Here is a 13201-nt window from a genome sequence, read left to right as displayed (position 1 = left end):
ACTTTCAAATCTTAATAATTTTACTTGTATTTAGCTTTAAAAGAAGCTTTAGAACATGCCGTTAATTTAAACACATGAGCAAACTTTACATCGTTCCTACGCCTATTGGTAACTTAGAAGATATGACTTTTAGAGCCATAAGAGTTTTAAAAGAAGCAGATTTAATACTAGCGGAAGACACGCGAACGTCTGGAAAACTACTAAAACATTTCGAAATTAGTACACATTCGCAATCACACCATATGCATAACGAGCATAAAACGGTTGAAGGCTTAATAAATAAATTAAAAGGAGGAACCGTAATTGCATTAATTAGCGATGCCGGAACTCCAGCTATTTCCGATCCTGGATTTTTACTTACCCGAGCATGTGTAGAACATGGTATAGAAGTAGATTGTTTGCCGGGAGCTACAGCTTTTGTGCCAGCTTTAGTAAATTCTGGATTGCCAAACGATAAGTTTGTTTTCGAAGGTTTTTTACCCGTAAAAAAAGGAAGACAAACTCGATTTTTAATTTTAGCAGAAGAAACTAGAACTATTATTTTTTACGAATCTCCACACAAGTTGATAAAAACACTAACTCATTTTTGTGAATTTTTTGGTGAAGATCGCCCTGTTTCAGTATCACGTGAATTAACGAAATTATACGAGGAAACGATTCGTGGAACAGCAAAAGAAGTTTTAGAGCATTATACTAATAAACCACCAAAAGGTGAAATTGTTATTGTAGTTGGTGGAAAAAATAAATAAAATACTCTTTATAAAATGACATTAGAAGCCTTTAAACAAAAGTTACAAAGTACACCTAAATCTATTGTGTTTTCTGATACTATGGATGTTATAGAGTCTAATTTCGAATTCACAAAAACAGCATTCACAAATGGTGACTTGAATAATAAATCAGGTGAAAATTCTGGCTCTTGCAAATTATTTTCATTCGCCAAACTTCAAGGGTTTACAAAAGATGAAACATTATCGTGTTTCGGTCAGTTTTATTATATAGATGTTCTAGAAGATCCAGAAGGAGCAGGACATCAAAACATCCGAAATTTTATAAAAACCGGTTTTGAAGGTTTGCAGTTTGAAGGCGAACCATTACAATTAAAATAATATTAAATGGATGCGTTACTAAGTCAAGTAAGACAGTGCACTATATGCGCCGACTATTTGCCTTTAGGGCCACATCCTATAGTTTCTGCACATCCCGAATCTAAAATTGTAATTATTGGTCAGGCACCAGGAATTAAAGTTCACAACTCTGGAATTGCTTGGAATGATGCAAGCGGTAAACGTTTACGGACTTGGCTAAACGTTAATGAAACTCAATTTTACGATACTAAAAATTTTGCCATTATCCCAATGGGGTTTTGTTATCCGGGGAAAGGAAAAAGTGGCGACTTGCCTCCACGTCCTGAATGTGCACCACAGTGGCACGATGCAATACTTAATAAAATAACAGATGTAAAGCTTATTATATTAATAGGGAATTATGCTCAGAAATATTATTTAAAAGATAAAGTTGGAAAGAATTTAACAGACACCGTTTCAGATTTCGAAAGCTATTTGCCAACGTACTTTCCTATGCCTCACCCATCGCCTAGAAATCGTTTTTGGCTGTCTAAAAACCAATGGTTTGAAACGTCAGTAGTTCCCGAATTACAAAAATGTGTACAAGAAATTCTTCAAGAATAAAATTGGGTTAATTTTTTTATACACTATGAATACTTCATATTGATATATCTTCTTTCAAGTTTTACATTTTTAAACAGTATTTTTGAAGTCATTCTTAATCAATAAAATATTCAGTTATGACACATCTTGTAACAACACAGTGGAAAAAAAATGTGCAATTCGAATCCGATAATCCTAGCGGTAAAACCGTATTGATAGATCTTGGAGAAGAGAATGGCGGAAAAGGCGATGGTTTACGTCCGAAGGCTTTAATGTTAACTGCTTTAGCAGGTTGTTCAGGTGTAGATATTACGCCAATGTTAGAAAAAATGAAAGTAGATATCGACGATTTAAAAATTGTAATCGAAGGTCATTTAACAGAGGAACATCCTAAATATTATAATCTTGTAACTGTAGACTATCATTTTTACGGTACAGATTTAAATGAAACAAAAATTAAAAGAGCTGTAGATTTATCTGTAGATAAATATTGTGGTGTTATGGAAATGTTTCGTCGTTTTGCAGATGTAAAAGTACGCTCTCATTATCATAATAAATAAAAAATAGTAGACCTATAAATAATGCGTTGGACCATAAAACCAAAACCAGAATCTCAAAAAGTTAAAGCGTTAAAAGAAGCTCTTCAAATTGATGAATTAACGGCATCATTATTATTACAACGTGGTATTGAAACGTTCGAGGAAGCTAAATCTTTTTTCAGGCCAGATCTTAGTGAGTTACACGATCCTTTTTTAATGAAAGATATGGATCGTGCAGTCGCACGCATCGAACGGGCTTTTGAAACTGGCGAAAATATTATGGTGTATGGCGATTACGATGTCGACGGTACTACTTCAGTAGCTTTAATGAGTTCCTATTTAAGAACACGCCAAGAGAATGTGGTCACATATATTCCAGATCGTTACGACGAAGGTTATGGTGTGTCTTTTAAAGGTATCGACTTTGCTCACGATAACGATTTTACGCTTATTGTCGCATTAGACTGTGGTATAAAAGCAATAGATAAGGTGGCCTATGCTAAAGAAAAAGGCATCGATTTTATTATTTGCGATCATCACAGACCGGGTTTAGAAATACCTGATGCAGCTGCCGTTTTAGATCCTAAACGAGACGATTGTAACTATCCGTATAAAGAATTATGTGGGTGTGGAGTTGGGTTTAAATTAATTCAGGCATTAGCATCCAAACAAGGTTTTACTATCGACGATTTAGGTGAATATCTAGATTTGGTAGCTACAGCCATTGGTGCAGATATTGTACCCATTACTGGCGAAAATAGGATCCTAGCCTATCATGGACTTCAAATTATAAACACACAACCGCGACCAGGAATTAAAGCCATTTTAAATCAGGTTGATAAAACGGAGTTTACCATTACCGATGTGGTGTTTATTGTTGCGCCTAGAATTAATGCTGCAGGACGTATGAAACACGGAACATACGCCGTGCAATTGCTTATCGAAATGGACGAAAAGCAAGCGGAAACGTATGCTGCCGAAATTGAGAGTTTTAATTTAGACCGTAGAGAAACCGATAAAGAAATTACAATTCAGGCTTTGGCTCAAATTGAAAAATATAATGAGCAAGACCGTTTAACGTCTGTAGTGTTTCAAGAAGACTGGCATAAAGGTGTGATTGGTATTGTGGCATCTAGATTGATTGAAACCTATTACAGACCAACCTTAGTGTTTACTAAGAGTGGCGATAAATTAGCAGCTTCGGCACGCTCTGTTGTGGGGTTTGATGTGTATAATGCTTTGGAAGCATGTAGTGAGTATATCGAACAATTTGGTGGACATAAATATGCAGCAGGATTAACTTTACTTCCTGAAAATTATGAGGCCTTTAAACAGGCTTTTGAAGATGTCGTGTCTAATACTATCGATCCGAAATTATTATCTCCAGAAATTAAAATTGAATCCAATATTTTATTAGAAAATATTACGCCTAAATTCTATCGTATTCTTAAACAATTTGCGCCTTTTGGCCCAGGAAATATGATGCCCGTTTTTATGACGGAAGATGTGGTAGATACTGGATATGGAAAATGTGTTGGGAAAGACCAAGATCATTTACGGATTACCGTGAAACAAGCTAATGTGAATCCTATTGTATGTATTGGTTTTGGATTAGGAAAAAAGATTGATTCAGTATCTTCTAAAGTCCCATTTAGTATTGTATATTCTATAGACGAAAACCGTTGGAATGGAGTAACAAGTTTACAGTTGAAGCTTAGAGATTTAAAATAAACATTATTTTTATTTAGATTAAATATAAATAATAACTATTTTCGTGGTTCAAAAGGTATTACTATGGACCAAGACATCAATAAAATCTACCATAATACATTCGGTGTTTCTTTTATTTGGAAGCAAGAAACTACTAGAAAACAGTCTCCTAAAATTCAAATTATTTTTCGTGATATGGGGTTCTATCTCACGTACCACGAAATCATTCAGTTTCAGAAACAAATTAGTTATGTTAAGTCTATAAATCCTTGTACATGCTGTAAAGACAAAGAACGTAATCGGTTTATGTTATTAAAAACACCTTGTAATCAAGTTGATTTAGCTATAAATGCTCTAGAATTAAGAGATATAGACGATTTAATTAACGGAACCTTGTTTCATTTAGAATTGGATGATTATGTGAATGAAATTTGTAAAAATTAAATGAGCATCAGAATTTTTTAAAACGGTCACTTTTGTACATTTGTTTCATTTTTTAAATTATTTATGAAACAAAAAGACCCTTACGCTGCCTTACGATACAAAGAATTCAATATATTTTTACTAGTACGCTTCGCTATGGTTTTTGCATGGTCTATGCAATTTATTGTAATAGAATGGGAAGTATATAGCATTACTAAAAACCCGTTGTCTCTTGGGATTATCGGACTTATGGAAGTGATTCCTGCAGTATCTATGGCTTTATTTGCAGGGCATATTGTAGACCAAAAGGAGAAAAAGAGTCTACTTATAAAATGTATTTTAGGATTTTCAGTCATTAGTTTCGGGTTATTTCTATTAACGTGGCCAAAGGTCGTAGGAGATCTTTCTCAAAACGTTGTACTGTATTCTATTTACTTCTTAGTGTTTCTTGGCGGATTCGTCCGTGCGTTTTTAGGCCCAACCATATTTTCATTACTGTCTTTAGTAGTTCCAAAAAAACTATATCCAAACGCGGCAACGTGGAGCAGTTCCGTTTGGCAAATGGGAGCTGTTTTGGGTCCGGCGCTAGCTGGGTTCTCCATTCATTTAATTGGTGTGCATTGGTCTATGTGCCTTATAGTAGGCTTCTCAATAACCGCTTTAATCGCGCTGACTCAAATTTCTACCAAACCGATTTTAAACCCGAAAATTGGAGAGCCTATAATGGAGAGTTTAAAAGAGGGAATTAAATTTGTGTTTAGTACTAAAGCTATTCTAGGAGCCATAACCTTAGATATGGTAGCCGTTTTATTTGGTGGAGCAGTTGCTCTTTTACCAATATTTGCCCAAGATATATTAAAAGTAGGACCACAAGGTTTTGGTGTATTAAGAGCAGCTCCAGCTGTAGGTGCCTTTATTACTATGCTAATTTCTGCTTATGTCCCCCTAAATAAAAATGCAGGGATGAAATTACTCATAGCCATATTCGGGTTTGGAGTTTCTATAATCGTCTTTGGTATATCTACTTGGTTTTGGGTATCTGTTGGAGCCTTATTTTTTAGTGGTGTTTTCGATGGTATTTCTATGGTTATTCGCCAGACCATTTTACAACTTAAAACACCAGATCATATGCGTGGACGTGTCGCTTCTGTAAATTCTATGTTTGTGGGGTCTTCTAACGAATTAGGCGCTTTCGAAAGTGGCTTAACAGCAAAATTTATGGGAACCGTTACTGCTGTTGTATTTGGTGGAAGCATGACGTTATTGATTGTGTTAACTACCGGAATTTTTTCTCCAACATTTAGAAAACTAGATTTAAGAAAAGATTTAGAGGAACATGAAAATGAAGATTAATTCTACTTCTTGTAGATACTGAAAGGTATTCTGAATGAGTTATACCTAAAAAATAAAATTTATCTAAAATTACGATTTAAAATTCTTTACCTTATACAAACCTAAGATAGGGTAAAAGTAATAGTTCTGAAACTGGAGTTTGGAATGTATATAAGAACTCTATAAACACGTAAAATAATTGATGCATTTTTACATTTATTAATAGTTATATATAAGAAATGTTAGACAAAATAGGAATAGCAAAACGTATTGCAAAAGAGATTAAAGATGGATATTATGTGAACTTAGGCATAGGTATTCCTACTTTAGTTGCAAATTATGTTCGGAACGACATAGAGGTAGAGTTTCAGAGTGAAAATGGTGTATTAGGCATGGGACCTTTTCCTTTTGAAGGCGATGAAGATGCCGATGTTATTAATGCTGGAAAACAAACCATAACCACATTACCGGGGGCCAGTTTCTTCGATTCTGCCACGAGTTTTGCAATGATTAGGGGGAAACATGTCGATTTAACTATTCTTGGCGCCATGGAAGTTTCAGAAAACGGTGACATTGCAAATTGGAAAATCCCAGGAAAAATGGTGAAAGGTATGGGAGGTGCTATGGATTTAGTTGCTAGTGCCGAAAATATTATCGTCGCAATGATGCACACAAATAAAGCAGGAGAATCTAAACTTTTGAAACGTTGCAGTTTGCCGCTTACAGGAGTAGGTTGTGTGAAAAAAATTGTTACAAATTTGGCCGTTTTGGAAGTGACTAAAGATGGATTTAAACTTTTAGAACGCGCTCCTGGTATTACTGTAGACGACATTATAAAAGCTACAGCCGGAAAATTAACTTTTGAAGGTGAAATACCAGAAATGAGTATCTAAAATATTGAAATTAAAAGCCTTACCTGTGTCTAAATGTTAAATTTATATGTATTTAATCGATTATATGTTACGTTTAAACGAATTATTGAAAATAAATGACATCTTTACAAAACCCAATACAACCATTAAATATAGATTCCCAAATCTACCAAAAACTAACTAATATGAATATAGCCTCAAATCTACCTGACGAACCTAACTACTCTGAAAGTAAAATTTACGTAGTGTTTAATAACACACGGTTATTCGTTAGAAATTTGTTGTATTTAATTAAAAAAGTATTTATGCTATAAGCCTTTAGGAATGGCTTGAATTAGTTTTTTTGTATAGCTGTGGTTTGGGTCGTTATAGACAATGTCTGCATCGTTTTTTTCTACAATCTCCCCTTTATTCATCACAATTAATTGATCCGACATATATTTTACTACCGCTAAATCGTGAGATATAAAAATGTAGGTAAATCCAAATTTTTCTTTCAATTCGTTTAAAAGGTTTAAAACTTGAGCCTGAACAGAAATATCTAAAGCCGAAACAGATTCATCACACACAATTAGTTTAGGTTGTAAAGCAATGGTTCTGGCAATTCCGATACGCTGACGCTGTCCGCCAGAAAATTCATGTGGATAGCGATTAAAATAATCTTCAGAAAGTCCAACACGATTTAAAATATCTAAAACTTTAGCTTTACGTTCTGCCTTGGTTTTGTATAATTTATGCACCGTCATTGGTTCTAAAATAGATTGTCCAATGGTTAACCTCGGATTTAAAGAGGCATATGGATCTTGAAAGATAATTTGAATATCTTTTCTAAGCACTCTCATCGCTTTTGTAGAGAGGTTTGTAATATCTGTCCCCTTATATAAAATTGTTCCTGCTGTCGCTTTATCTAGTTGAAGTATGGCATTTCCTAAAGTCGATTTTCCACAACCCGACTCACCTACCAAACCTAAAGTTTCACCTTCGTAAATTTTAAAACTCACACGATTTACCGCTTTAAATTTTTGTGGTTTTCCAAACCAACCTGACCTAGAAACATACTCTTTTTCAAGATTTATAACTTCTAATAACGGCATTTGATCATATAATTTTTCATGTGATTTTTTTCGGTCTTCACTAGTAATTATAGTTTCGCTAAATGTACTGTCTAAATAATCTTGAATTGTAGGTAATGTTTTTAATCGTACTTCTAAAGATGGTCTAGAATTGATTAAAGCTTTCGTGTAAATATGTTGTGGATTGTTAAAAATAGATTCAGCAGACCCTTGTTCTACAATATCACCTTTGTACATCACTAAAACACGATGTGCGATTTCAGAAATCAAAGCCAAATCGTGAGTAATAAAAATAATACTCATCTGTGTTTTGGCTTGCAATTCTTTTAATAACACAATAATTTCTTTCTGAACCGTAACATCTAAAGCTGTTGTGGGTTCGTCTGCAATTAATATATCGGGTTCGCATGCAATCGCCATAGCAATCATTACCCGCTGTTTTTGTCCGCCAGAAATTTCATGCGGATAGGATTTAAATACACGTTCAGGTTCTGGTAATTTCACTTGCTCTAACAGTTCTAGAACACGTTGTTTAACTTCAGATTTTGATAGATTTGTATGCTGAATTAATATTTCTTCCACTTGTGTGCCACAGCGCATAGACGGATTTAAAGAACTCATGGGTTCTTGGAAAATCATCGCAATTTTGTTGCCTCGAATATTTTGAAATGCTTTTTGATTGATTTGAGTTAAATCGGAATTTTCAAAAAGAATGCTTCCTGTCGTTTTTGAAATACCTTTGGGTAATAATCCTAAAATGGCTAATGAAGAGACTGATTTTCCGGAACCAGATTCCCCTACAATTCCTAATATTTCATTCGGATTTAAATGATAAGAAATATTGTGTATAACTTCGTTCCCGTTAAAGGAAATCGCGAGGTTATTTAAGGTTAAAATAGGTGCGTATTTCATGGTGAATGATATGTATTCTCGATTCGGGTCGAACTGACTTTTCCTTAAGATGGTTTAAAACGGATGAATTAATTATCTTCTATTTATTTTCATTGTAAGGTCGAGCGGAGTCGAGACCTATTCTATTTTAAATATGAATAATTTCGTCGTCGGTTAAAATAGTTTCACCTCGAAGACGTAAGAAAATCTGAGCAACTGCAATCGTGTCTTTTTCACAATATACAATAATGCGATCTACTTCGTTTTCTTCGTAATATACACGATAGACTTCACTGCCATCAATATCGTCTTTTGGTGATGGAATGCCTAAAACATTAGTCAGTAATTTTAAAGACGTATAGGTTTTATAATCACCGAATTTCCATAATTCTAAAGTGTCTAAATGTGGTACTTCCCAGGGTTTTTTACCGAATAAATTAAGTTTTGAAGGTAATACTATGTTATGAATAATCATACGGCGTGCAATGTATGGAAAGTCAAATTCCTTACCATTATGGGCACATAGTAATTGTCTAGGATGGCTGTAATGTGATTCTAAAAGGTTTTTAAAGTCTTTTAAAATAGTAATCTCATCGCCGTAAAAGGAAGTTGTTCTAAACTGACGATTTTCACCGGTTAACTTGAAATACCCAACCGAGATGCAAACAATTTTACCGAATTCAGCCCAAATACCAGCGCGATCGTAAAACTCTTCTGCAGAGAGTTCGTTTCTTTGGTATTTAGATTTCAAACTCCAAAGCTCTTTTTTGATATCCGTTAATTCTGAAAAATGCTGAGTTTCTGGAACCGTTTCAATATCCAAAAACAAAATATCTTCAAGATTGAGTTTGCTTATCATCTGGTTTAAATTTTAGGAATTTAAAATTAAATGGTTTACATTTTATTGTTCTGACTTGTCTTGGTCTAACATATTATATCCTTCTTCAATATACGAAAAAATGTCTTTCGAAAAGAGTTCTCCCTCTCCTTTAGGTCCTTTTGTATGACCTAAACGCACGATAATAACATTGTCTTCTGGTTCTACAATAACGTATTGACCCAAATGTCCACGCATCATAAAAAAGTGTTTATCTCCAATAGTTTTTAACCACCAGCCGTATCCATATTCAGGGCTGTCTTCAAAACGAGGTGTAATAGATTTTTGTATAAAAGCAGAGTCTAAAAGTTGTTCGCCATTCCATTTTCCATAGTCTTTGTATAGCTTTCCAAAGCGTGCAAAATCACGTGCATTACTGGCGATGCAGCAATAAGCTTTTTCTAAACCATGCTGCTCGCTATCTATTTGCCAAAGCGCATCACTTTCGAATCCCATAGGTTTCCAAAATTCCTCACTTAAATAGCCAGACATATTTTGTCCTGTTGCTTTTTTAATTACCATGCCCAGTAGCTGTGTGTTTCCGCTTAGGTATTTATAAGTTTTACCAGGAGCTTCAATACCTTTCATATTTAAAATAACAGGCGCTAAATCTTCATCGAAATAGGCACGAGTTGTTACTGAAAATGGAGAATAATACGATTCGTCCCAATCTAACCCTGAAGCCATAGACGATAAATCTCCAACCGTTAAATTTGCTGATAATCCTTTTTTAAACTCCGGATAAAAATCACTTACTTTTTGATCTAAACTTCTAATCTTTCCTTCCATAACCGCTTTTCCTAGCATGGCAGAAATTATGCTTTTGGACATAGAAAACGAATTGGTTTTAGATGTTTGTCCGAAACCGTCGTAATATTTCTCGAACCAAATGCTATCGTTTTTAATAATTAGATACGCAATCGTACCGTTCTCAATATTAGTGTGTTCTAAACTATCTGTAATGGTTGCTTTATTATAGTCTTTGTGAATGTTCCAAGGCTGAGGTGAGCTTTTTTCTATAACACGATTATCGAATTCTGTATAATCTTCTAGAAATGCTGTTTTATGTCCGGTGCCGTAAGTAACACGAACAGCTTTTAATATATAATCGTAATCGAAAATGTATAGTAGAAGTATAAGTAAACCGCATAGCATAACGATAAACTTTAGAAGTTTAGATAAGAATTTCATGATGAAAATTTAGATGGACTAAATATAATAATTTAAAATAAGGTTTGCTGTGTAACAGGGCTTTCGTGGTTTAATAACCATTGTTTGCGGTGTAAACCGCCAGCGTATCCTGTAAGACTGCCATCGGTTCCAATAACTCGGTGGCACGGTACAACAATCCAAAGTGGATTTTTACCATTGGCATTGGCCACTGCTCGAATCGCTTTTACATCGCCTAATTGTTTGGAAAGCTCTAAATATGAAACCGTTTTTCCGGAAGGGATTTCTGTTAAAGCCTGCCATACTTTCTTTTGAAATTCAGTGCCTTTTGGGTTTTGATTAATGCTGAATGATTCGCGAGTGCCTTCAAAATATTCTTGTAATTGAATCACACAATTTTGAAGTGATTCAGGAATATCTTCCGAAGGCGTTTCTTCAGAATTTAAAACTTTTATTGAAGAAATTCCATGGGTGTCACCTTCAATTTGGGTAAAGCCTAAAGGTGATTTTATTATGCAGGAATCCATTAGTTTTCTTCTGGGCTTTCGTTAATTAAACCCAACCGTTTAGCACGAACTTCCCAACTTTTTCTTGCTAATGCTTGTAGATTGGCCACGTGGTCGCTTTCGTCCATAATTTCAAGGCCTAAAAGGGTTTCAATAACATCTTCCATAGTTACAATTCCACTTACAGAACCGTATTCGTCAACCACTAAAGCCATATGGTTTTTGCTTTCTACAAGTTGTTCAAAAAGGGTAGGAATAGCAATGTTTCTTTCAATAATTATAATATTACGCTTTAAATCTTTTAGCGTTTTTGTGCCATTACCAAGCGCCATTTCTTTAAAGATTTCATCTTTTAAAACTAAGCCTGTAATATTATCTGCGCTATCTGTATACACAGGAATCCTAGAAAAACGAATATTAGAATTTTCTTTAAAAAAATCTTGAACTGTAGCTGCTTCGTTAGCCGTGTTTATCACCGTTCTAGGCGTCATAATATCTTTAGCAAGAATGTCTTTAAAGATTAGTAAATTTTTAAGGATTTTACTTTCCGATTCTAGAAAAACTCCATCTTGGGTTGCCATATCTGCCATGGCGTGAAAATCTTCACGACTTAAAACACTACCATGACCTTTACCGCCAATAAGCTTTGTAGTAAGCTGAAGTAGCCATAAAATCCCGGTCCATTTCAATGGAAATATTAAAACGAGAAGCGCTTTAGATGTGAAATTAGCAAGTCCTTGCCAGTATTTTGCACCAATAGTTTTAGGAATAATTTCTGAAACCACTAATATTAAAAGCGTCATGATTGCAGACACTATTCCTACAGTATTAACACCGAAAACTTCGAATTTATAAGGTAAGCTTTCAGCTTGAATACCAACCATCATCGCACCTAAAGTATGTGCAATGGTGTTTAATGTTAAGATGGCAATTAAAGGTTTATCAACATCTTTTTTTAGTGTTTCTAGAGTTGTAGCATACTCTTTACCTTCATTTTTCTTAACGTTGATAAACGTGGGTGTTACACTCAAAAACACAGCTTCGAGTATGGAACATAAAAATGAAAAAAATATTGAAACTGTTGCCCATAATAAAAGTGCGCCCATATAGATTTATTTGATTTTTAGCTAAGTTACGAAATCAATTTTACAACATCTTTAGCAAAATAGCTAGCAATAATATCTGCACCTGCTCTTTTTATAGCTGTAACTTGTTCCATCATCACTGCATCATGGTCTAACCAGCCGCGTTCTGATGCTGCTTTTAGCATCGCATATTCTCCTGAAACTTGGTAAACAGCGATAGGTACATTGACTTTGTTTTTAAGGTCGCGAACAATATCTAAATAACATAAACCTGGTTTTACCATAACAATATCTGCACCTTCTTCAATATCCATTTCGGTTTCACGAAGGGCTTCAAAACGATTAGCATAATCCATTTGATATGTTTTTTTGTCTTTTGGAATATCCACTAGATCTACAGGAGCAGAATCTAAAGCATCTCTAAACGGGCCATAAAATGCAGAGGCATATTTGGCACTGTAAGCCATAATTCCAGTATTAATAAAACCTTCGTCTTCTAATAATTCTCGCATTTCAATAATACGTCCGTCCATCATATCGCTTGGAGCAACAAAATCGGCGCCAGCTCGTGCATGACTTAAAGCCATTTCAGCTAAAATTTCAGAAGATTCATCATTTAAAATCAATCCGTTTTCAACTACACCATCATGTCCATAAATCGAATAAGGGTCTAGGGCAACATCTGTCATGACCAACATATCTGGGCATGCATTTTTAACCGTTTTAATGGCACGTTGCATAAGTCCTTTTGGGTTTGTAGCTTCTTTACCTTGATTGTCTTTTAGCTTGTCATCAACTTTAACAAAAAGTAAAACAGATTTCAAACCTAATGCCCAAAGTTCCTTAACTTCTTTTTCAAGTAAATCTAAACTAAATCTAAAGTAGTTCGGCATAGACGGAATTTCATCCTTAACACCTTTGCCTTCAACCACAAAAAGCGGTACTAAAAAATCGTTAGGTGAGATTATGGTTTCGCGAACTAAAGAACGAATGGACTCATTGGTTCTTAAACGTCTGTTTCTTTTTATAGGATACATAATAATGGACTAAAAT

Annotated in this window: 14 protein-coding genes; 8 read left to right on the top strand and 6 right to left on the bottom strand. The window is 34.6% G+C overall.

Annotated elements, in window-relative coordinates; genetic code table 11:
• Positions 1 to 74: 74 nt before the first annotated feature.
• From rsmI to R6X41_RS11870, 8 genes are all read left to right on the top strand, one after another.
• A complete protein-coding gene (rsmI, locus tag R6X41_RS11905; RefSeq protein WP_318500539.1) occupies positions 75 to 749 on the top strand; it encodes a 16S rRNA (cytidine(1402)-2'-O)-methyltransferase in 675 nt (224 codons plus the stop codon).
• Positions 750 to 764: 15 nt separating this feature from the next.
• Positions 765 to 1109: a HopJ type III effector protein gene (locus R6X41_RS11900; protein WP_318500537.1), complete on the top strand. Its 345-nt coding sequence runs from the start codon at positions 765 to 767 to the stop codon at positions 1107 to 1109.
• 6 nt (positions 1110 to 1115) lie between these two features.
• On the top strand, positions 1116 to 1691 hold the full coding sequence (locus R6X41_RS11895; RefSeq protein WP_318500535.1) for a uracil-DNA glycosylase family protein: 576 nt from the start codon (positions 1116 to 1118) through the stop codon (positions 1689 to 1691).
• A gap of 116 nt (positions 1692 to 1807) precedes the next feature.
• On the top strand, positions 1808 to 2230 hold the full coding sequence (locus R6X41_RS11890) for an OsmC family protein (RefSeq protein WP_318500533.1): 423 nt from the start codon (positions 1808 to 1810) through the stop codon (positions 2228 to 2230).
• Positions 2231 to 2251: 21 nt separating this feature from the next.
• Positions 2252 to 3940, top strand: a complete 1689-nt coding sequence (gene recJ, locus R6X41_RS11885; RefSeq protein WP_318500532.1) for a single-stranded-DNA-specific exonuclease RecJ — start codon at positions 2252 to 2254, stop codon at positions 3938 to 3940.
• A gap of 63 nt (positions 3941 to 4003) precedes the next feature.
• The gene (locus tag R6X41_RS11880; RefSeq protein WP_318500530.1) at positions 4004 to 4363 is read left to right on the top strand and encodes a hypothetical protein; all 360 of its coding nucleotides are present in this window, start codon (positions 4004 to 4006) and stop codon (positions 4361 to 4363) included.
• A 63-nt stretch (positions 4364 to 4426) separates the two neighbouring features.
• The gene (locus tag R6X41_RS11875) at positions 4427 to 5695 is read left to right on the top strand and encodes an MFS transporter (protein ID WP_318500529.1); all 1269 of its coding nucleotides are present in this window, start codon (positions 4427 to 4429) and stop codon (positions 5693 to 5695) included.
• 218 nt (positions 5696 to 5913) lie between these two features.
• Positions 5914 to 6567 carry a 3-oxoacid CoA-transferase subunit B gene (locus R6X41_RS11870; RefSeq protein WP_318500527.1) on the top strand — a complete coding sequence of 218 codons (654 nt, stop codon included), beginning with the start codon at positions 5914 to 5916 and terminating at the stop codon, positions 6565 to 6567.
• 287 nt (positions 6568 to 6854) lie between these two features.
• Here the strand turns inward: R6X41_RS11870 and R6X41_RS11865 are convergent, their stop codons facing one another.
• The 6 genes from R6X41_RS11865 to hemB all read right to left on the bottom strand — a co-directional run bounded on the left by R6X41_RS11865 (position 6855) and on the right by hemB (position 13185).
• Positions 6855 to 8531: an ABC transporter ATP-binding protein gene (locus R6X41_RS11865; RefSeq protein ID WP_318500525.1), complete on the bottom strand. Its 1677-nt coding sequence runs from the start codon at positions 8529 to 8531 to the stop codon at positions 6855 to 6857.
• Positions 8532 to 8658: 127 nt separating this feature from the next.
• Positions 8659 to 9369, bottom strand: a complete 711-nt coding sequence (locus tag R6X41_RS11860) for a 3'-5' exonuclease (RefSeq protein WP_318500523.1) — start codon at positions 9367 to 9369, stop codon at positions 8659 to 8661.
• A gap of 42 nt (positions 9370 to 9411) precedes the next feature.
• Entirely contained in the window at positions 9412 to 10578 is a 1167-nt protein-coding gene (locus R6X41_RS11855) for a serine hydrolase domain-containing protein (RefSeq protein WP_318500522.1), read from the bottom strand.
• Positions 10579 to 10610: 32 nt separating this feature from the next.
• The gene (locus R6X41_RS11850; RefSeq protein ID WP_318500520.1) at positions 10611 to 11084 is read right to left on the bottom strand and encodes a methylated-DNA--[protein]-cysteine S-methyltransferase; all 474 of its coding nucleotides are present in this window, start codon (positions 11082 to 11084) and stop codon (positions 10611 to 10613) included.
• On the bottom strand, positions 11084 to 12169 hold the full coding sequence (locus R6X41_RS11845; protein ID WP_318500518.1) for a CNNM domain-containing protein: 1086 nt from the start codon (positions 12167 to 12169) through the stop codon (positions 11084 to 11086). Before R6X41_RS11845 ends, R6X41_RS11850 begins: the two co-directional genes overlap by 1 nt.
• A 26-nt stretch (positions 12170 to 12195) precedes the next feature.
• Entirely contained in the window at positions 12196 to 13185 is a 990-nt protein-coding gene (gene hemB, locus R6X41_RS11840) for a porphobilinogen synthase (RefSeq protein WP_318500516.1), read from the bottom strand.
• Positions 13186 to 13201: the final 16 nt, after the last annotated feature.

This window comes from Formosa sejongensis (assembly GCF_033447105.1).
In the GTDB taxonomy this organism is placed as follows: domain Bacteria; phylum Bacteroidota; class Bacteroidia; order Flavobacteriales; family Flavobacteriaceae; genus Formosa.
The sequence above is the reverse complement of the archived record's forward strand: the minus strand, read 5'-3'. Positions and strand labels throughout refer to the sequence as shown.

Coding starts and splice junctions, on each gene's coding strand:
- R6X41_RS11890 (WP_318500533.1), top strand. CDS start 1,808: ATGACACATCTTGTAACAACACAGTGGAAAAAAAATGTGCAATTCGAA.
- R6X41_RS11900 (WP_318500537.1), top strand. CDS start 765: ATGACATTAGAAGCCTTTAAACAAAAGTTACAAAGTACACCTAAATCT.
- R6X41_RS11870 (WP_318500527.1), top strand. CDS start 5,914: ATGTTAGACAAAATAGGAATAGCAAAACGTATTGCAAAAGAGATTAAA.
- R6X41_RS11895 (WP_318500535.1), top strand. CDS start 1,116: ATGGATGCGTTACTAAGTCAAGTAAGACAGTGCACTATATGCGCCGAC.
- R6X41_RS11845 (WP_318500518.1), bottom strand. CDS start 12,169: ATGGGCGCACTTTTATTATGGGCAACAGTTTCAATATTTTTTTCATTT.
- R6X41_RS11880 (WP_318500530.1), top strand. CDS start 4,004: ATGGACCAAGACATCAATAAAATCTACCATAATACATTCGGTGTTTCT.
- R6X41_RS11855 (WP_318500522.1), bottom strand. CDS start 10,578: ATGAAATTCTTATCTAAACTTCTAAAGTTTATCGTTATGCTATGCGGT.
- hemB (WP_318500516.1), bottom strand. CDS start 13,185: ATGTATCCTATAAAAAGAAACAGACGTTTAAGAACCAATGAGTCCATT.
- R6X41_RS11865 (WP_318500525.1), bottom strand. CDS start 8,531: ATGAAATACGCACCTATTTTAACCTTAAATAACCTCGCGATTTCCTTT.
- recJ (WP_318500532.1), top strand. CDS start 2,252: ATGCGTTGGACCATAAAACCAAAACCAGAATCTCAAAAAGTTAAAGCG.
- rsmI (WP_318500539.1), top strand. CDS start 75: ATGAGCAAACTTTACATCGTTCCTACGCCTATTGGTAACTTAGAAGAT.
- R6X41_RS11850 (WP_318500520.1), bottom strand. CDS start 11,084: ATGGATTCCTGCATAATAAAATCACCTTTAGGCTTTACCCAAATTGAA.
- R6X41_RS11860 (WP_318500523.1), bottom strand. CDS start 9,369: ATGATAAGCAAACTCAATCTTGAAGATATTTTGTTTTTGGATATTGAA.
- R6X41_RS11875 (WP_318500529.1), top strand. CDS start 4,427: ATGAAACAAAAAGACCCTTACGCTGCCTTACGATACAAAGAATTCAAT.